General features: G+C 65.9%; 19 protein-coding genes. 7 read left to right on the top strand and 12 right to left on the bottom strand.

Annotation, left to right across the window (positions count from 1 at the left end):
* Positions 1-65 precede the first annotated feature (65 nt).
* The 7 genes from G3A50_RS07315 to G3A50_RS07290 all read left to right on the top strand — a co-directional run bounded on the left by G3A50_RS07315 (position 66) and on the right by G3A50_RS07290 (position 4,268).
* Positions 66-374 (top strand): hypothetical protein, encoded by a 309-nt coding sequence (locus G3A50_RS07315; protein ID WP_163074630.1) that lies wholly within the window; start codon positions 66-68, stop codon positions 372-374.
* Positions 375-456: 82 nt separating this feature from the next.
* Positions 457-621, top strand: a complete 165-nt coding sequence (locus G3A50_RS07310; RefSeq protein WP_163074629.1) for a hypothetical protein — start codon at positions 457-459, stop codon at positions 619-621.
* Entirely contained in the window at positions 618-893 is a 276-nt protein-coding gene (locus G3A50_RS07305) for a DUF1488 family protein (protein ID WP_163074628.1), read from the top strand. The genes G3A50_RS07310 and G3A50_RS07305 overlap by 4 nt, the downstream gene beginning before the upstream one ends.
* Positions 894-923: 30 nt before the next feature.
* Positions 924-1,736 carry a transglutaminase-like domain-containing protein gene (locus tag G3A50_RS07300; protein ID WP_163074627.1) on the top strand — a complete coding sequence of 271 codons (813 nt, stop codon included), beginning with the start codon at positions 924-926 and terminating at the stop codon, positions 1,734-1,736.
* A gap of 286 nt (positions 1,737-2,022) precedes the next feature.
* Complete coding sequence (locus tag G3A50_RS07295; RefSeq protein WP_163074626.1) at positions 2,023-2,235, top strand: cold-shock protein; 213 nt, start codon at positions 2,023-2,025, stop codon at positions 2,233-2,235.
* 220 nt (positions 2,236-2,455) lie between these two features.
* Positions 2,456-2,584 carry a hypothetical protein gene (locus G3A50_RS22810; protein WP_281355845.1) on the top strand — a complete coding sequence of 43 codons (129 nt, stop codon included), beginning with the start codon at positions 2,456-2,458 and terminating at the stop codon, positions 2,582-2,584.
* Between the two features lie 400 nt (positions 2,585-2,984).
* Positions 2,985-4,268, top strand: a complete 1,284-nt coding sequence (locus tag G3A50_RS07290; protein WP_163074625.1) for an alpha-hydroxy acid oxidase — start codon at positions 2,985-2,987, stop codon at positions 4,266-4,268.
* A gap of 30 nt (positions 4,269-4,298) precedes the next feature.
* Here G3A50_RS07290 and G3A50_RS07285 read toward each other — a convergent pair whose 3' ends face one another.
* The 12 genes from G3A50_RS07285 to G3A50_RS07230 form a co-directional block, all read right to left on the bottom strand.
* Positions 4,299-5,345: a threonine aldolase family protein gene (locus G3A50_RS07285; RefSeq protein ID WP_210255244.1), complete on the bottom strand. Its 1,047-nt coding sequence runs from the start codon at positions 5,343-5,345 to the stop codon at positions 4,299-4,301.
* Positions 5,342-6,550: an aminotransferase class V-fold PLP-dependent enzyme gene (locus G3A50_RS07280; RefSeq protein WP_163074624.1), complete on the bottom strand. Its 1,209-nt coding sequence runs from the start codon at positions 6,548-6,550 to the stop codon at positions 5,342-5,344. The genes G3A50_RS07285 and G3A50_RS07280 overlap by 4 nt, the downstream gene beginning before the upstream one ends.
* 6 nt (positions 6,551-6,556) lie before the next feature.
* Positions 6,557-7,315: an amino acid ABC transporter ATP-binding protein gene (locus tag G3A50_RS07275; protein ID WP_163074623.1), complete on the bottom strand. Its 759-nt coding sequence runs from the start codon at positions 7,313-7,315 to the stop codon at positions 6,557-6,559.
* Positions 7,312-8,442 (bottom strand): amino acid ABC transporter permease, encoded by a 1,131-nt coding sequence (locus G3A50_RS07270; protein WP_163074622.1) that lies wholly within the window; start codon positions 8,440-8,442, stop codon positions 7,312-7,314. The genes G3A50_RS07275 and G3A50_RS07270 overlap by 4 nt, the downstream gene beginning before the upstream one ends.
* A 1-nt stretch (position 8,443) precedes the next feature.
* On the bottom strand, positions 8,444-9,655 hold the full coding sequence (locus G3A50_RS07265; protein WP_163074621.1) for an amino acid ABC transporter permease: 1,212 nt from the start codon (positions 9,653-9,655) through the stop codon (positions 8,444-8,446).
* A gap of 30 nt (positions 9,656-9,685) precedes the next feature.
* Positions 9,686-10,708: an amino acid ABC transporter substrate-binding protein gene (locus G3A50_RS07260; protein ID WP_210255243.1), complete on the bottom strand. Its 1,023-nt coding sequence runs from the start codon at positions 10,706-10,708 to the stop codon at positions 9,686-9,688.
* Positions 10,708-11,424: a GntR family transcriptional regulator gene (locus tag G3A50_RS07255; RefSeq protein WP_163074620.1), complete on the bottom strand. Its 717-nt coding sequence runs from the start codon at positions 11,422-11,424 to the stop codon at positions 10,708-10,710. The genes G3A50_RS07260 and G3A50_RS07255 overlap by 1 nt, the downstream gene beginning before the upstream one ends.
* A 458-nt stretch (positions 11,425-11,882) precedes the next feature.
* Positions 11,883-12,257, bottom strand: coding sequence for a DUF1850 domain-containing protein (locus G3A50_RS07250; RefSeq protein WP_163074619.1), 375 nt, complete (start codon positions 12,255-12,257; stop codon positions 11,883-11,885).
* 6 nt (positions 12,258-12,263) lie between these two features.
* Complete coding sequence (locus G3A50_RS07245) at positions 12,264-14,372, bottom strand: TRAP transporter permease (protein ID WP_170308630.1); 2,109 nt, start codon at positions 14,370-14,372, stop codon at positions 12,264-12,266.
* A gap of 183 nt (positions 14,373-14,555) precedes the next feature.
* Entirely contained in the window at positions 14,556-15,515 is a 960-nt protein-coding gene (locus G3A50_RS07240; protein WP_163074618.1) for a TAXI family TRAP transporter solute-binding subunit, read from the bottom strand.
* Between the two features lie 213 nt (positions 15,516-15,728).
* Positions 15,729-16,505 (bottom strand): aspartate/glutamate racemase family protein, encoded by a 777-nt coding sequence (locus G3A50_RS07235; RefSeq protein ID WP_163074617.1) that lies wholly within the window; start codon positions 16,503-16,505, stop codon positions 15,729-15,731.
* Between the two features lie 4 nt (positions 16,506-16,509).
* Positions 16,510-17,862: an amidohydrolase family protein gene (locus G3A50_RS07230; RefSeq protein ID WP_163074616.1), complete on the bottom strand. Its 1,353-nt coding sequence runs from the start codon at positions 17,860-17,862 to the stop codon at positions 16,510-16,512.
* Positions 17,863-17,888: the final 26 nt, after the last annotated feature.

The raw sequence follows: 17,888 nt of genomic DNA, 5'->3' as shown, positions 1-17,888 counted from the left end.
GACGGATGACGCCGATCAGACCGGACGGTTCTTCTGATCTTGTTCTACAAGGACTCTATTCCATCATGACAGCCACACCCACGCTGCCCGCCAGCAAGCCCCGCGCGATCAGCCGCGACGCGCAGACACATATCTTCGTGGTCGGGCAGACCGTTCGCCTGAAGGGCGGGTACGGCGTTTCCGCCTCCCGGTTCGGCGACATCTACCGCATTACCGGCACGCTGCCGCCGCGCGAAAACTCGCTTCAGTACCGCATTCGCAATGAGAGCGAGCAGTATGAGCGCGTGACCACCGAAGACTGCCTGGAACTGGTCGCTGCCGCGGCGCCGGGCGAAACCGGGACGCTGCGCGAGCGCACTTTCCGCAACGCGTGAACATGGCGCGCGGGTGTCGGCAGGCAATCATGCGGTGTCGACATGTCGCCACCCTGGCTGGCCTCGCGCTCGCAGCTCCTCCATGCCCGCCTATCGGCCGCACATACCGATCCGCGATATTCCCGGCGCCCGGCGCCACATGACGACGCAATGGCGGGTGGTGCGCGAGGCGATGCCGAGCGCGGCTCCGACCCTGAGCGGCTTCAGCTGCGACCTCGTCGCGGTTGCGAGGAGGTGGCTATCATGACGTTGGCTTTTCCCAATCCGTCCCGCAGTTTCGACAGGACACGCAACGCTGTCCGGTTCACCGGCTATGACGGCATGTTCGAGGTTCCGTTCTTCGTGGCGACCGACGCGCTGGCGCGATCGCTTGCCACGGTGGGAACGGCCGAACGATCGGAGGCTGACTATCTGACCGCCTTCGACGCGGCACGCGGCGCTGTCCACGATGCCGCCCGCAAGATCTACGCCGAAGGCCGGCGCACCTCCTACACCCTGACGGTAGCGGACCTCCGTTAGACTCGACCACTAGCGAATCTGGAACCCTGCATGCTGATCCGTTACGGCTATGAGATCACGCTGAGCTGTCCCCAACCGACGGCTCTGGTCTGTCTGCTATCGGTCCACGAGGATCGCGCGGCTGATATCCGGGTTCCGGAAACGGTGTTCACCACGCCCGATGTGGCAATGTCCACCTATCGCGACCTGTTCGGCAACCGCTGTCGCCGCCTTGTCGCGCCGGCAGGCGACCTGACGATCTGGGGCGACGCGACCATCGAGGATAACGGGCTGAGGGATGGTTTTTTCCCCAACGCGCGCGAGATGGCGGTGCCGGACCTTCCCGACGAGTGCCTCGTCTATCTGATGGGGAGCCGCTACTGCGAGACCGACCGGCTGAGCCAGACGGCGTGGGACCTTTTCGGTGCCATCGCCCCCGGCTGGGGACGGGTGCAGGCGGTGTGCGACTTCGTCCACAACCATATCCGGTTCGACTACATGCAGGCCCGCTCGACGCGCTCGGCCTATGATGCGTTCCATGAGCGCGTGGGGGTCTGCCGTGACTTCGCGCACCTCGCGGTGGCGTTCTGCCGCTGCCTCAACATTCCGGCGCGGTATGTGAACGGACATCTCGGTGACATCGGCGTCCCGGTGGTCGACCCGATGGACTTCAGCGCCTGGATTGAAGTGTTCCTCGATGGCGCGTGGCACACCTTCGATCCGCGCAACAACGTCCCGCGGATCGGGCGGATCGTGGTCGCGCGCGGGCGCGACGCGACGGACATTCCGCTCATCAACTCCTTCGGGCCTCATCTGCTGAAGTCGTTCCGCGTGTGGACCTATGAGGTCACGGACCTGCGGTAATCACGGGTTTCCGACGCCGTGCGGGATCGCCGGATTTTACTGATGTCGCAGGCGTTTTTTTTGTGAATTCGATCCGGTCTCCTCGAATTGAACGAATTAATTCCACATCGGCCTTGAATATTGATTGAAATAGAATATGTTGAATAGGTCGATAGACGGTTAGATGGGCTGGTTCCGCGTGTAGTTATTAAGCGCGCCGTTCAGCTTCTTTATTCCTGAAAAATGCAATTTCGACGGCCCGCTTTGTTGCGGGTGAGCTACAACTGAAATTACGAAAGGGTTTCCCATGGCCACGGGAACCGTAAAATGGTTCAACGCCCAGAAGGGCTTTGGATTTATCGCACCGGACAATGGCGGTAGCGATGCGTTTGTTCATATCAGCGCTGTAGAGCGTGCCGGCATGAGCGACTTGCGCGAAGGTCAGAAGGTGAGCTTCGAGCTCGTCACTGACCAGAGAAGCGGCAAGATGTCCGCCGACAGGCTCCAGCCCGTCGACTGATTCAGCGCTGTCAGGCGAGCTTGGATTCCGGGCGCGCCGACATCGCTATCGTCTTACCTGCGCCGACCACGGATGTACTGGCGGCACGGAAAGATGATTAAAGACCTGATAGATTCAAAACCTGTCTGTGGCGCCTGGCGCCCGTGAGCCTCGCGCCTCTTGGAGTCGCGGGGCTTTTTGTTTGCCGGCATCGTCAATCACTGCGAGAGGATGAAATCCCATGGCCAAGGGTCAGTTGCGCGGCAATCGCGAGGCGAAGAAGCCGAAGAAGATCAAGGAAGCGCCGGCCCCCGTCGCGCTCGCCAAGGGCTCGCCGGTCTCGATCGGGCTGCCCAAGAAGAAGAGCTGACGAAGAGAAAAGTGGACGAGGAAGAGCGGTTGGTGCGAGGCCGGCGCCTCGTGCGCCGACCCGCGCGCCCGGCCGCCCTCGAACACGTGCTGCGCTGGACGAAGAGCCCGCAAGAACCCGAGCGGACGCCCATTCCCCTCAACAATGGCGAACGGCAGGGTGCGAAGCGCCTTCGCCGGCTTCGCGCTTTGGCTCAATCATGCTGGTCCTGCGACAGGTGCCCCAGATGCCGCCTCGCACCGCCCACTAGCCGAGCCACGCCAATCGGGATATCCGCAATCTGAACGACAGGACACCACCGAACCGGGTGTTGGCCAGGGCGCGATCACACGTCCGGCACGGCATGACGGGGGACGGCCGGATGTCCTGCGTGCACGATGGCGAGCTGGGATTAGGCGGAATGTCGGACAAAGGCGACGGGCGCACGGCCAATGGCTCTACGGGGGCCGTGACACCCGTTGCGGCGCCGCCCGCCGCCGCGCCGGCCACGATTGTCGCGCCCCGTGCCGAGGACGCGACACCGCGATCTCTCTCTCGCTTTCTCAGTCTTGCGGATTTCGAGACGGCGGCCCGCCGAGCCCTGCCGCGACAGATCTACGGCTACTATGCCGGCGCGGCGGAGACGAGCCAGTCCTTTCAGGGCAATTTTGCTGCCTTCCGCCAGTATGATCTCGTCCCACGCGTCCTGACGGATGTGTCCTCCCGCTCGACCCGCGCCAAGCTGTTCGGGATGGACTATTGGGCTCCCTTCGGCATCGCGCCGATGGGGCTTTCCGGCCTCGCGACCTTTGACGGCGAGATCGCCCTCGCCCGTGCCGCCAGCGCCGCCAACATCCCTTCGATCGTCAGCGCGACATCCCTCACGCCGCTGGAGCGCATCGCGCAGGAGGGAAGGGCGCGCTGGTTCCAGGCCTATCTGCCGGGCGAGGACGCCCGCATCGAGGCGATGGTCGCGCGGGTTCAGGCGGCCGGCTACGACACCTTCGTGCTCACCGCCGACGTGCCCGTGGCCGCGAACCGCGAAAACAATGTGCGCACCGGTTTCAGCATTCCGCTCCAGCCATCTCTCAGGCTGGCATGGGACGGTCTCTCCCATCCCCGCTGGCTATGCCGCACCTGGTTTGCCACCCTGCTCAGCCGGGGCGTTCCCCATTTCGAGAACATGGATGCCTTTCGCGGGCCGCCTATCCTGGCGCGCAATGTGGTACGGGCGATCGGGGCGCGCGACCAGCTGGCCTGGCGCCATCTCGCCCTCATCCGCCGGCTCTGGCCCGGCCGGCTGGTGGTAAAGGGCATCCTTTCCCCCGCGGACGCGGTGCTGGCGCGGGAGAATGGCGCGGACGGCATCATCGTCTCCAACCATGGCGGCCGGCAGCTCGATGGCGCGCGGCCGCCGCTGCTGGCGCTGCCGGAAATCGCCGAGGTCTCCGGCTCCATGGCGGTGATGCTCGACGGCGGCATCCGGCGTGGATCGGATGTGCTGAAGGCACTGGCGCTCGGGGCGGACTTCGTCTTCGTCGGACGCCCGTTCCTGTTCGCCGCCGCCGCGCGCGGTGAAGCGGGCGTCAGCCACGCGATAGCGTTGCTGGTGGCGGAGATTGAACGCAACATGGCGTTGCTGGGCGTCAGCCGTATCGAGGATGTCGGCGCCGCCCATGTCGAGCGCTCGCCGTTTCCACGCTGAGAGATCAAAGCCGCCTCAAAACACCCTTCCTCACGGGTGTTCGAGAATGCGGACGAGCTGGCGGGCGGCGGTCTCGATCTGCGCTGCGCTGGCATCGAGATGGGTGACGACGCGCATGCGTGTGGGGCTCTCCACCCCCAGCCGGATGCCGTGCTCGCGCAATCGCGCGGCGACGGCGTTCGCGTCCAGCACGCAGTTGGTGAGGTCGAGGAACAGGATATTGGTCGAGACCTCGGCCGGAAAGATCCCCACGCCGCCGGCGCCCACGACCAATCTGGCGAAAAGCCGGGCATTGTCATGGTCTTCAGCGAGGCGTTCGTAATTGTGATCGAGCGCATAGAGGCCGGCCGCGGCGAGGAAGCCTGCCTGACGCATCGCGCCCCCAAGCCGGTGCTTCCAGTACCAGGCCTCCTCGATAAATGCCTTTGAGCCAGCGAGCACGCCGCCGACCGGGCACCCCAGCCCCTTGGAAAGGTCGATCCAGGCACTGTCATAGTGGCGCGCGTGGTCGGCCATGGATGTTCCCGAGGCGACGGCCGCGTTGGGCAGGCGCGCGCCGTCCATATGGGCGGCCAGGCCATGCGCGCGGGCGACCTCGGCCACCTCCGCGAGCTGCGCTGCCGGCCACACGCTGCCGCCGCCGCGATTGGCAGTCTGCTCCACGCTGATCACCCGGCTGCGGGGCGAGCGGTTGCGCGGCGCGCGGATGGCGGCGGCGGCATCCGCGCCGGTGAAGAGCCCGTCAGCCGTTGCAATGGGCCGGAACTGGGCGCCTGCCAGCGCGGAGGCGCCCGCACCTTCGGAACCGAACACATGGGCATTGGCGGCGACGATGATCTCGTCGCCCGGCCGGCAATGCACCAGGAAGGCGATCTGGTTGCACATGGTGCCGGACGGCAGGAACAGGGCCTCTTCCTGGCCCAGCAGCTCGGCGACTCGTTCGTTGAGGGCCAGAACGGTGGGGTCCTCGCCGCGCTGCTCATCACCGACGGGCGCGCAGCACATGGCCGCCAGCATCTCGTGCGAGGGCTTGGTCGAGGTGTCGGAAACAAGGTCGATATCGAAGTGCGTACTCACTTGGTCGCCTCCAGATGGTGGTGGAGACGGTCGAGGAAGCGACGAACGTCCTGCTCGTTATTGTAGAAATGCGCGGCGGCGCGCAGATGGCCATCCTTGGAGGCGACGCGGATGTCTTCCGCCTCCAGCACGGCTTCGATCCGGTCCGCGCTGGCGCCGCCGAGGTCGAAGCTGACAATGCCGGCCCGCTGTTCCCACCGGCGCGGCGTGCGCAGCTTCAGCCCGAGACGGTCGCCTTCCTCGATCATCAGCTCGGTCAGCGCGCGCACGCGCGCCTCGATGTCGCCGAGGCCGATGTCGCCAATCATCCGCGCGGAGGCGCGCTGCACGGCGAGACCGATGAAGTTGGGGTTGCCGTACTCGAAGCGGTGGGCATCTGCCGCGAGGGCGGGGTCGGCGTCGGTACGGTCGAAGGTGGCGAAGGAGTACTTGGCGGCGAAGGGCGGACGGAAGCGATCCAGGGCCTCGGGGGCGACATACATCAGGCCCGCGCCAGCGACGCTCATCTGCGCCTTGTGGCCACCGGAGGCGACGACATGGGCGCCGAGATCGTCGATGCGCCGGTTCAGCACGCCGATCGCCTGGATCGCATCGACCAGGAACAGCACACCACGCTCACGGCAGATCTGGGCCAGGGCGTCGACATCGGTCCGCTCGCCCAGGCCATAGGTGACCCAGGCGATCGACAGGATGCGGGTGCGGGAATCGATCGCCGCGCGCAGGGCATCGGTGGTCACCCGCCCATCGGGTCCGGCCTCGACCACACGGATCTCGACGCCACGCCGCGTCAGCGGGCGCCAGGGGAAGGTGTTGTTCTCGTGTTCGGAAACGGAAATGACGACATTGTCGCCTTCGCGCCAGTCGAAGCCCTGGGCGACGATGTTCACGGCCTCCGAGGTGTTCTTCACCAGTGCCAGCGTTTCCGGGGCCGCGCCGAAGGTCTTGCCGACGATGCGGCGGGTGTCTTCCACCGCGTCCATCGAGAAGGCACGGCGGCCCGTCGCGCGCGAGCCGATGTCGGCGAACCAGTCGGCAGCGGCCTGCGCCGCGACGCGGGGCAGGAGCGCCTTGCGGGCAATGTCGAGATAGACGGTCACGCCGGTGGCGGGGAATTCCTCCCGCAGGGCGGCCCAGTCCGGGGCGCCATCCGGCTGGCGGGGAATGACGAAGGCGGCCTCCTGGGGGAGTATCGTGTTCTTGTTCATGACGTCCTACGTGGCGTGAGAAATCTGCCCGATGAAAGCCTTGGCGCGGTCGGACGTCGGGGCCTCAAAAAAGAGCTCGGGTGGTGCGGCTTCGACGATCTCGCCCCGGTCCATGAAGACCACGAGGTCGGCGACACGGCGGGCGAAACCCATCTCGTGCGTGACGACGATCATCGACTGGCCGGCGCGCGCCAGCTCTTCCATGACGTCCAGCACTTCGTGGACCATTTCCGGATCGAGCGCGGAGGTGGGTTCGTCGAACAGCATCACCTCGGGCTCCAGCATCAACGCTCTGGCGATCGCCACGCGCTGGCGCTGCCCGCCGGAAAGCTGACCGGGGAATTTGTGGGTCTGGGAGGTCAGCTGCACGCGCGCCAGGAGGGCGTGCGCACGCTCGACGGCCGTATGCTCGGGCTCGCCGCGGGCGTAGATGGCGCCGAGCGTGAGGTTTTCCAGCACGGACAAATGCGGGAACAGATTGAAATTCTGGAAGACCATGCCGGCCCGCTGGCGAATGTGAGCCAGCGCCTCATCGGAACCGTCGAGCTGTATGCCGCAGACCCTGAGGTCGCCCTCCTGGAACGGTTCGAGCCCGTTGATGCAGCGTATCAAGGTCGACTTGCCCGAGCCCGACGGACCGCAAAGCACGATCTTTTCCCCGGAGGCAAGACCGAGCGCGATGTCGCGCAGCGCGTGGTGTTCGCCATACCATTTGTTGATGCCGGCCATCTCGACGACGAGATCACGGCCCTTCGGCCCGCTCATCGCGCCGCCCTCCGTCCGCGCCGCTGATGGCTCCGCTCGATGGACGAGCCATAGGCGGACATGGCCGAGCAGATGATGAAATAGAGCACGAAGACGAAGATGTAGCCTTCGGTCCCGTAACGAACCCAGTTCGGGTCTTGAAGCGCGGCTTTTGTGGCACCGAGTACGTCGAACAGGCCGAGGATGCTGAAGAACGTGGTGTTCTTGAAGGCCCGGATAATGTCGTTGAACAGCGCCGGCACGGAAATGGCGAGCGCCTGCGGCAGGACGACCTTGCGCATGCGCAGCCAATAGCCGAGGCCCAGCGCCTGCGCCGCCTCCTCCTGTCCTTCCGGAATCGCCTGCAGCCCGCCGCGCACCACTTCGGCCGCATAGGCGGCGAAGAAGATGATCATGCCGATCTCCGCGCGGATCAGCTTGTCGACCGTGAGCTGGGCCGGCAGGAACAGGGGCAGCACCAGCGCGGCGAAGAACAGCAGGGCCAGGAGCGGAATTCCGCGCACGCCTTCGATTGTCGCCACGCACAGCAGGCGAACAACCGGCAGTTCCGAGCGCCGGCCAAGCGCAAGCAGCACCGCCAGCGGCAGCCCTCCGGTAATCGTGCCGCCGAAGATGATGAAGGTGAGGGGCAGGCCGCCCCACTGGTCGGTGCCGACCGGCGTCAGCCCGAGAATGCCACCCTTGAGCAGCACGATGGACGCCGCGAACACGAGAGCCCAGCCGGCGAGCCGCACGCGGACTGAGAGCCAGGAGCCGGCGGAGATCGCACCCCATACGATCCACAGCACGATGATGACCGCCCCGCGCCATTGCTCGTCATAGGCATAGGCGCCGAACAGCATGACCCGGTATTTCTCGCCGATGACCGCCCAGCAGGCACCCGCTGCCGCGCGGCAGGCCGAACCGTCTGCCGGCGACACCCAGACGGCATCGATGACCGCCCATCGGGCGATGTGCCACAGCGCCAGAACAAGCACGGCGCCGAGCACAAGGCTCGTCAGCCCCGCCAGTGGCGAGGGAAACAGATGGGTCGTGAGGAACAGCCGCACACCGTGCGGCGGCGTGGGCGCCGGCCGGGAAGCGGCAGGGCCGGAACGGGCAAAGGAGCGGGGAGCGAGCGTCGTCATCTCAGCGCTCCGGAATCTGCACGAAGCGGTTGATGAGGTTCGCGCCGGCGCCGATGGCCAGGCACAGGACGAGATAGATCACGGCCATGATCGACAGCACCTCGATGGTGCGGCCGCTATAGGTAAGCGCGGTGTTCGAGACGCTGAATAGGTCGGGATAGCCCACCGCGACCCCGAGCGAGGAGTTCTTGAGCAGGCTGATGTACTGCGCCGCCAGCGGCGGGATGATGACGCGCAGCGCCTGCGGCACCATCACCTTGCGGTAGAGATCGGCGCGGCTCAGCCCGATGGCATTGGCCGCCTCGATCTGGCCGGCGTCGACGCTGACCAGCCCGCCGCGCACAATCTCGGCGATGAAGGCGGCGATGTAGAACGACAGGCCGAAATAGATGGCGAGGAATTCAGGCGCCAGCGTCGCGCCGCCGGTATAGTTGAAGCCTCGCAATTCCGGAACCGACCAGCCGAGCGGGGCGCCGCTCGCCAGCCAGGCCGCCAGCGCGGGCACCAGCAGCGCCGCGAGTTCGAGGCTGCGCAGCCCCTTCCAGCGCCGGCCGGTACGGCGGCGGCTGCGGTCGGCGACATGACCGATCGTGAAGGCGAGCACGGCGCCGACCAGGAGCATGCAGAGCACCAGCAGGGCTATGGTGCTGTTTTCAGGTGCCGGCACGGTCAGGCCGCGATTGGAGGCGAAGGCGAGCCCGAAGATCGACCAGGACTGCCGTGGGCCCGGCAACAATGTGAAGAAGCTGTACCAGAACACGATCTGGACCAGCTGCGGGGTGTTTCGGAACGCCTCGATATAGGCATGGGCAAGGCCGGAGATCAGCGTGTTCCGCGACAGCCGCGCGAAGCCGAGGCCGACGCCGATCACCGTCGCGGTAACGATGCTGACGATGGACAACATCACCGTATTGCCCAGACCGACCGCGAACGCGGCCAGGTAGCTATGGCCCGGCGTGAAGACGAAGAAGGCTTCGCCGAGAGCAAACTGGGCGGGATCGAGCAGGAATCCGAGGCCCGACGTCATGCCCCGTTCGTCCAGCGCGCGGGCGGCGTTGCTCACCAGCCAGAAGGCAATGGCGGCCAGCACCAGCACGAGCAGACCCTGCCAGACCGCACTCCGGACTCGCGGATTGCGCCAGGGAGGAACGGTGGACGAAGCACGGGGCGGCGCGGAGGGCGCCGCCCGGACCGGGGAAGACGTGGAGCTCATCGAAGGATGCCAGAACCCGTTGTCAGCTCATCAGAGCGGGGGTGCGTAGATCAGGCCGCCATCGGTGTACTGGGCGTTGATACCGCGCTCGAGCTTGAGGGGCGAACCCATGCCGACATTGCGCTCATAGACCTCGCCGTAATTGCCGACCTGCTTGATCACGTTGTAGGCCCAGGCCGGGTCGAGCCCGAGCCCCTTGCCGCCGGAGTTGTCCACGCCGAGCAGGCGGCGCACCATCGGATCGGTGCTCTTTTCCTTCATCTCGTCAATGTTCTGGGAGGTGATGCCGCTCTCCTCGGCCTGGAACAGAGCGAACACCGTCCACTGCACGATGTCGCGCCACTGCGCATTGTCCTGCCGGACCACCGGGCCCATCGGATCCTTGCCGAAACGCTCGGGCAGGATCACGTAATCGTCCGGATTGGGCGCGACGGCCGCGCGGGTGGAGGACAGGCCCGAGGAAGACTGCACGGCGACATCGCAGCGCCCGCCGAAGAAGGCGGTGTTGATTTCCTTCTGGTCATCGATGACGACCAGCTTGAGCTTGATGTTGAACTTGGTCTGGAGATCGGCCACCACGCGCTCGGAGGTGGAGCCGGGGCGCACGCAGACGCTGGCGCCGTCAAGATCCTTGGCGCTTTTCACGCCGAGAGCCTTCGGCACCATCAGGCCCTGGCCGTCGTAGAAAGTCGGTGAGACGAAGTCGAGGCCGAGATCGGTGTCGCGTGCGCGCGTCCAGGTGGTGTTGGCGAGGGTCACGTCGACTTCGCCGGTCTGGAGCGCGGTGAGGCGCGTCTGGTTGTTGGTCTTCAGGTATTTGACCTTGGTCGCGTCACCGAACACCGCGGCGGCAATCGCCCGGCAGGTGTCCACGTCGATGCCGTTCCACTCGCCCTTGCTATCGACGGCGGAGAAGCCGGGGCGGCTGCCATTGACCGCGCAGGTCACGACGCCGTTCTTCTTGACCGTGTCGAGCGTGGATGCGGCCGCGGGGGCACACACCGCCGCGAGAGCGCTGAACGCGACAAGTCCCGTCGCCAGATAGTGTCTCATTACGTGGTCTCCTTAACCTCTGGTGGTTTCGCCTGTGGCGTTGTTTTTCTGCCTGGAAGGGGCTTGGTGGTGATCTCGAGGCGCTGGCGCATCTCCAGCCCGCGGCGCAGATGCGCGCGCATCAGCTTCGCCGCGAGGCGGGGCTCGCGGGCGACGATGGCGTCGAGGATGGCGATGTGGTCGGTGAGCGTCGAATAGACGTTCTCGTGCGAGAAATAGCGGGGCAGGTGGAAGGCCAGCCGGAACCGCAGGCGCAGCAGCCGCACGGTCTCGCTCAGCGCCATATTGCCGGCCGCCTGCATCAGCAATTCGTGGAACTCGGTGCCGGTATCGTCGATCTCCACGGCCGTGAAGGCTGAAGGGTCCTGCGCCATGGTGCGCATCCGGGTGCCGCACATCAGCAGGGACGGTGACGCGCCATTGGTCGCGGCGAGGTCCGCGGCGAGGCATTCCAGCACCTCGCGCACCCGGTAGATCTCCGACAGGTCCTCGGCCGAGACGCGGCGCACGAACGTGCCGCGCGCGGGCTTCACCTCGACCACGCCTTCCTGCTCAAGCTGGCGCAGCGCCTCGCGCACCGGCATGCGGCCGATGTCCAGTTGCTCGGCGAGCTTGCGCTCGGACAAGGGTGCGCCCGCCTCCAGCGTGCCGCCGAAGATGAGGGAGACGAGACGGTTATAGGCGCGGTCGCGCTCGAACTCGAAGGACGTCGTCATGCCGGTATGCTGGACGACCGGTATACCAGTTGCAAGCCGAAATCATCGCCATCCCATGTCCATTCTTTCATCAGACATCGACCGCTGGGCGCTTCGGCGAAGGTGACGGGGCGAGTGGACGTGCGATTAAAAAGTGCCGCAGGGCCTCAATGGCAGTGGCTGGTGCCTGCCTTCCGGTCCATGTGGCAGCATTGGCCAGGGGGAGAATTCTTGCGGCACCCGCCACCATGGGCGGATGCAACGCAGGTGAGCAGGACAAGAGCGGCCGTCAGCGCCAGTGATCGCGCGAGCATGAGCTATTTCCCCGAGTAGAGTTTGTTCTGGTTATACAATTTTTAGTTGTTGAATGGTCGACGCGCAAGCGCAGCGCTGACGGCTTGGCACGCAATCGCGGATGCCGTCGTTGGCGATGCAGAACGCGTTGGCGGATGCGATTGGAGCGTCGCCGATGCCTTCGCCTACCTGTCGCAGGGCCGAATCTGGATCGGTTCGCCCCTCTGGGCCCCGAGTGTGCGGCAGTCCTGGCCCGGCCACGGTCCCTGGCATAGGTTCCAGCCACCAACCGTCGCCCCCGAGGCGGCGAGCATGAGTTCGGGAACGGGACCGAGCGTAGGTGACCACACCCACCAGTCCCCTTTGAGCGTGGCGCCCTCACCCGGATCCATACCGGCACCCGAGCCCATGACCCGCGCCTCGACCAGGTGCAGCCCGGCCGGCTCCACGCGGTACGTTTCCGACCAGCCCGTGCGCTCGACTGAGTGGGTCCAGGAGAGCGTGAATGTCGCCGCGGCCAGCATGACCGCCTTCGCGCCGACGAGAAGGCACGCGCCCAAGGAAGCCTACGCCTGCGCGACGTTGGCGGCGCGATTCCGCCGCCAGACGAACAGGGCGAAGCCCGCAGCGAGCGCGAATCCGATCTCGTCGGTGAGCGGCAGCGCGGCCACGAGGGTGAAGGCCGCCGCCATCGCAACCAGCCGCTCGGCGATGCTGAGGCGTATTCCGAGCCATCCGATCACCGTGGCCCCCCACAGCCCAATCGCCAGCAGCGCCTTGAAGGCGACGTAGGCGACGGCCGGGATATAGCCGATCTCGCTCGCCAGCACGCCGCCATCCTGCAGCATCAGCGCGGGTGTGTAGACGGCCATGAAGGGCACCACGAAGCCCGCGGCCGCGACCTTGATGGCTTCCATGGAAATCTTGAGCCCGGATTCCCGCGCGATCGGCGCCGCCGCGAAGCAGGCAAGCGCGACCGGGGGCGTCAGGTCGGCGAGAATGCCGAAATAGAACACGAACATGTGGCTGACGATCAGCGGCACGCCGAGGGCCTGCAGCGCCGGCCCCGCGATCGACGAGGTGATGATGTAGTTCGGGATTGTCGGGATGCCCATGCCCAGGACGATGCAGGTGACCATGGTCAGGATCAGCGACAGGAACAGGTTCTTTTCGCCCACACTGACGATGAACTGGCCGAAGGTCGTGGCGATACCGGTCAGCGTCATGGTGCCGATGATGACGCCCACGACGGCGCAGGCGATGCCGACGGGAAGCGCGGTCTTGGCGCCCTCGGCGAGGCTGTCCCGGCAGACGATGAGCGCTTCCCTCCCGCCCTTGGTGAGGAACGTCCAGAGGATCAGCCCTGCCATCGCCGCGACGATGACGTTGATGCCATATTCGAAGAATCCGGCGGCGACGACGCCAAGCCCAATCCAGAAGCCGTAGCGGATCAACCCCGCCGGCAGCCCCAGTGCGATCGAGCCACCCAGGATCAGCATGACGGTGAGGGCAAGGCCGATGGTGCCCGCGTAAAGCGGGGTGTAGCCGGAGAACAGCAGGTAGACCAGCACGGCGAGCGGCAGGATCAGATACCAGCGCTCCTTGAGCGCCTTGCGCGGCGAGGGCAGATCGGCCTTGTCCATGCCGCGCAGGCCCCATTTGCCGGCCTCCAGATGCACCATCCAGAACGCGGAGGCGAAATAGAGGATGGCAGGGATCAGTGCCGCCTTGACGACTTCGTGGTAGGAGACGCCAAGGGTCTCCGCCATGATGAAGGCGACTGCGCCCATCACCGGAGGCATGATCTGGCCGCCCATCGAGGCGGTGGCCTCGACGCCGCCGGCAAAGGCGGCGCGGTAACCGAAGCTCTTCATCAGCGGGATGGTGAACTGGCCGGTGGTCACGACATTGGCGACACCCGAACCCGAGATCGTGCCCATCAGACCGGAGGAGAATACCGCCACCTTCGCGGCGCCGCCCTGCCGGTTGCCCACCAGCCCGAGCGAGACATCGGTGAAGAGGCGGATCATCCCCGCCTTCTCAAGGAAGGCGCCGAACAGGATGAACAGGAAGATGTAGGTCGAGGAAACATAGACCGGAATGCCGTAAATGCCCTCGGTACCGTAGCTCATATGCTCGATCACCTGGGTGAAGGCATAGCCACGGGTCTCGAACGGGGAGGGGAGCAACTGGCCCCAGAAACAATAGGCGAGAAACAGCCCGGCTATGATCGGCAGCGCCGGGCCCATCAGCGCCCAGGCGGCGCAGAAGACAACGACGAGCGCGACAACGCCCATGACGATGTCCGCCGTGTTCGGATCGCCCGCGCGCAGGATCAGCGGGGCGTATTCGAGCCACTGATAGCAAGCCACCGCGACGCTTCCCGCCGCCAGCAGCCAGAACAGCGCCTTCGTCGCCGGTCCTTTGCGATGCACCAGCGCGAGGAGCGGGAAGCCGAGAAGCCCGAGGAAGCCGACATGGAAGGCCCGTGTCACCTGGCTGGGAAGCTCGATCAGATGCGCCGCCGTCCCGATTTGAAACAACGAGAAGGCGATCGCGATCCAATAAAGCAGCCGCCCCTCGCCGCCGGCGGGAAAGCTCTCGCTCAGGGGATCATGCAAGCCAAGATCGGCAGCGTCCGCCGGCATCTTGTGATGGTTGCTGTCGTGCTGCATCGGCGACCCTCGCCGCGAGAGAGCGTCGCTGCCCGGTTGGCGATCCACCGGGCATTCGCGACGGTCTCAAGCCGTTGAAACTCTGGCTTTGACCCGTAACCGGGCAGGCCGCCCGGAACTGTTGCGCCCCTCTCCGCACAAAGCCGCCACCCCGGGGCGGCGGCTTTCATTGGCGCGGCAGTGCTACTTCAGGAGGCCCTTTTCCTTGTAGTAGCGTTCGGCGCCGGGATGGAGCGGGATCGGCATGCCCTTGGTGGCGTTTTCGAGCTTGATCTGGGCCGCCGCCTTGTGGGCGGCCTCAATGCCCGTGAGATTGTCGAAGATGAGCTTCGTCATCTCGTAGGCGACCTCGTCGGAGACCCCCTCGCGGGTGACCAGGAAGTTCACCACGGCAACGGTCGGGACGCCGCCTTCCTGACCGTCATAGGTCTTGGCGGGGATTTCCGCGCTCACATAGGGGGGCCCCAGCTTCTCAACGACCGAGGCCGGCACCGACACCACCGTGATCGGAAGCGAGGAGGCCAGATCGCGGATCGAGGCAACGCCGAGCCCGGCCGACTGAAGCGTGGCGTCGAGCTGGCGGTTCTTGATCAGTTCGACCGATTCGCCGAACGGCAGATACTCAACCTTGCCGAGGTCGTCGTAGCTCATGCCCGCCGCGCCGAGGATCGCCCGTGCATTGAGCTCGGTGCCCGACTTCGGCGCGCCGACCGAGACGCGCTTGCCCTTCAGGTCGGCGAGAGTCTTGATGCCGCTCTCCTTGGTGGCGACGATCTGGATGTAATTCGGGTAGATCGCCGCGATGCCGCGCAGCTTGTCGAGTTTCGACTTGAAGCCGACTTCGGCGTCGCCTTCCCAGGCCAGCTTGACGGAATCGCCAAGAGAGAACGCCAGTTCGCCGCGTCCCTGCTGGAGCAGGTTGAGGTTCTCCACGGATGCCTTGGTCGACTGCACCTGCACCTTCGAGTCAGGGATGTTGTCGGCGTAGACCTTCGAAATCGCGACGCCGAGCGGGTAATAAACGCCCGATGTGCCCCCGGTGAGAATGTTGATGAACTCGGTGGCTTTCGCCGACATGGGCGACAGGGCCAGCACCAGCGACGCGGCCGCTGCCAGGCCGGACGTACGCTTGAAAATCTTCATGAGCATTCCTCCGCTTCTTCGTGCCGTTCCCTGCATCGCGCGGCACTTCCAGGCGAGGCTACAGGCCGGGCCGGGGAATGCAAACAGCACTTTGGTCGGTGCGGGCACTAGGTGCGCCGATTGTACCTTGCCCGCAATGAACCCGGTCTCCTGGCACCGCCTGGCCGATCGATCTCCGCGCTCATGGGGGTGACGGAATGCCGGCCGGAAGGTTCACATCTCGGCCGGCGGTACTTCGATCAAATCAACCCGATGCTCGATCCACGCGGCGAGGGCCGGGGTGATGCCGGTGGCGGGCTTGGAACCGGGACGGGCGAACCGGCCCGCGCGGGCGGGGCGGGTGTGCAGCCGGGCGAGCAGGGCGGCCTGACCGATGGCGGCGTCGAGCGGGTCGACCAGGGGCACGGGAACCCGTTCGGCGATGCGGGCGGCAAGTCCGGTGAGCGGGGCGCCGGCAAGGATGACGGCGTCGGCCTTGTCGTCCACGGCGGCCCGGCAGCAAAGCTCGGTGAGCTCGGTCTCCAGCTCGTGTTGCACACGGTCGATCGAGCCAAACCCGCTATCGGGCACGCGGATACCGGCGCAGCGCCCGTTCAGGCCAGAAAGCGACACCGCGTCCTCATACCAGGCTGTCATCACAGGCGAGAAGGTCACGATGCCAAAGCGCGGACCGAGCATGCAGGCCGTCAGCATCGCCGCTTCCGCCATGGCGGTGATCGGCAGGTCGAACAGTTCGCGCGCGGCGATCAGGCCGGGATCACCAAAGGCGCCGATGACCACCGCATCCATGCCGGCATGATGCTGCGCGATCATTTCCAGTGTGGTTGCCCCCGCCAGCAGCGCCTCGGCACGGCTGGCGATGTAGGGCATGCCGCGGTCTGCGGTCATGGCGACGAGTTCGATGTCCGGCGCCAGCGATCGGGTTGCGCTCTCGACCATGCGTTCCGTCATGGCAAGGGAAGTATTGGGGTTTATCAAAAGGATACGCATCGGCTCAGTGTCCACGTGCCCGCGCCCAGAGGGAGGCGATGGCGTCTGTCGCCTCGCGGCGGATAAGGTCGGCGTCGACGCGGGTTGGCCGGCCATCCTCGACCACCAGTTCGCCCTCGACGGCCACCAGCTCCACATCACGGCCCTGCGCGACATGAACGAGGTTTCCCAAAGGGTTGGTGGCGGGGGTGAGATGGGGCTGGCGGAAATCGAAGGCGACGAAATCCGCGCGCTTGCCGACCTCGATGCTGCCGATCTCGTTCTCCAGACCCATCGCGCGTGCGCCCGCCATGGTCGCCATCTCGAACACCGTTTCGGGCTGCCAGTCCGGGGTGACGGCACCGAGCTGGATGCGGCCGACCGCGAGGGCCCAGCGCATCACTTCCACCATGTCGGCGTGCATGTTGTCCGTGCCCAATGCCAATTTCGCGCCTGCTTTCCGTAACTTATGGGTCGGCGCGATGGTCGCGCCGGTCGCGTTGCCCTTGGCGATGTGGGCGACATGGATGCCGGCGCGCCCGATGCGGGCGATGTCGTCGTCGCTGACATGGATGCAGTGGGCGGCGGTCAGGCGGTCGTTCAACAGGCCGACCTCGTCGAGCAACTCGGGCGGGCTGATGTCGTCGCGTTCGCGGATGCGGGCGAGTTCCACCTTGCTCTGCGAGAGGTGGGTGGTGACGCGAAGTCCAGCATTGTCAGCGGCTTCGGCGATGCGGCGCAGGAACGGGGTCGAACATGTGTCGGGGGCATGGGCGGCGAGCTGGACGCCGATGCGGGCGTCGCTCCTGCCCTCATAACGCGCGGCGAGATCCAGCGCGTCCTGAAGCGTTCTGTCGCCGATCGCATCGACATGCTCCCAGCGCCCGAGCGAGACTCCGGAGAAATCAACGTCGTGAATTCTCCCGCATGACCAGACCCTTAGCCCGATCTCCGCCATGGCCGGGGTGACGATGTCGGCATGCACGAAAGTGTCGTTGATCAGGGTCGAGCCGAACAGCAGCGCTTCCAGCGCGCCGAGCCGGGAGATGGCGTAGGCCTCGTCCTCGCTGACCATGTGGCCTTGCGGGATTCCCGGTGTGTAGGCGGGAGCGAAGCCCAGATCCTCCGCCACGCCGCGCACCATGGAGAGGTTGGCGTGGGTGTGGACGTTCACCAGGCCGGGGGTGATGACCCGGCCGGGCAGATGGACGGTGCGGCGGGCTTGAAGGGGCGGGCCGGTCTCCTTCGTCGCGGCGGCGATCCGCGCGAAGCGCCCGTTCGAAATCGCGATCACGGCGTCGTGGATGATGGGGGTGGTGGGATCGCCAGTGAGGACGATGGGACCGGTGACGACGAGGTCGTAGAGCGGTTCGGGCATGGGACGGGGTTCCGACATGGGCCTGC

It is taken from the genome of Ancylobacter pratisalsi, from assembly GCF_010669125.1.
GTDB lineage: Bacteria > Pseudomonadota > Alphaproteobacteria > Rhizobiales > Xanthobacteraceae > Ancylobacter > Ancylobacter pratisalsi.
This window is presented reverse-complemented; position numbering and strand designations above follow the sequence as displayed.

Excerpts from the sequence above, each read along its gene's own strand:
- G3A50_RS07300 (WP_163074627.1), top strand. The coding sequence starts at position 924 with ATGCTGATCCGTTACGGCTATGAGATCACGCTGAGCTGTCCCCAACCG.
- G3A50_RS07280 (WP_163074624.1), bottom strand. The coding sequence starts at position 6,550 with ATGAACAAGAACACGATACTCCCCCAGGAGGCCGCCTTCGTCATTCCC.
- G3A50_RS07275 (WP_163074623.1), bottom strand. The coding sequence starts at position 7,315 with ATGAGCGGGCCGAAGGGCCGTGATCTCGTCGTCGAGATGGCCGGCATC.
- G3A50_RS07265 (WP_163074621.1), bottom strand. The coding sequence starts at position 9,655 with ATGAGCTCCACGTCTTCCCCGGTCCGGGCGGCGCCCTCCGCGCCGCCC.
- G3A50_RS22810 (WP_281355845.1), top strand. The coding sequence starts at position 2,456 with ATGGCCAAGGGTCAGTTGCGCGGCAATCGCGAGGCGAAGAAGCCGAAG.
- G3A50_RS07255 (WP_163074620.1), bottom strand. The coding sequence starts at position 11,424 with ATGACGACGTCCTTCGAGTTCGAGCGCGACCGCGCCTATAACCGTCTC.
- G3A50_RS07290 (WP_163074625.1), top strand. The coding sequence starts at position 2,985 with ATGTCGGACAAAGGCGACGGGCGCACGGCCAATGGCTCTACGGGGGCC.
- G3A50_RS07315 (WP_163074630.1), top strand. The coding sequence starts at position 66 with ATGACAGCCACACCCACGCTGCCCGCCAGCAAGCCCCGCGCGATCAGC.
- G3A50_RS07270 (WP_163074622.1), bottom strand. The coding sequence starts at position 8,442 with ATGACGACGCTCGCTCCCCGCTCCTTTGCCCGTTCCGGCCCTGCCGCT.
- G3A50_RS07230 (WP_163074616.1), bottom strand. The coding sequence starts at position 17,862 with ATGCCCGAACCGCTCTACGACCTCGTCGTCACCGGTCCCATCGTCCTC.
- G3A50_RS07305 (WP_163074628.1), top strand. The coding sequence starts at position 618 with ATGACGTTGGCTTTTCCCAATCCGTCCCGCAGTTTCGACAGGACACGC.
- G3A50_RS07240 (WP_163074618.1), bottom strand. The coding sequence starts at position 15,515 with ATGAAGATTTTCAAGCGTACGTCCGGCCTGGCAGCGGCCGCGTCGCTG.
- G3A50_RS07310 (WP_163074629.1), top strand. The coding sequence starts at position 457 with ATGCCCGCCTATCGGCCGCACATACCGATCCGCGATATTCCCGGCGCC.
- G3A50_RS07245 (WP_170308630.1), bottom strand. The coding sequence starts at position 14,372 with ATGCAGCACGACAGCAACCATCACAAGATGCCGGCGGACGCTGCCGAT.
- G3A50_RS07260 (WP_210255243.1), bottom strand. The coding sequence starts at position 10,708 with ATGAGACACTATCTGGCGACGGGACTTGTCGCGTTCAGCGCTCTCGCG.
- G3A50_RS07295 (WP_163074626.1), top strand. The coding sequence starts at position 2,023 with ATGGCCACGGGAACCGTAAAATGGTTCAACGCCCAGAAGGGCTTTGGA.
- G3A50_RS07235 (WP_163074617.1), bottom strand. The coding sequence starts at position 16,505 with ATGCGTATCCTTTTGATAAACCCCAATACTTCCCTTGCCATGACGGAA.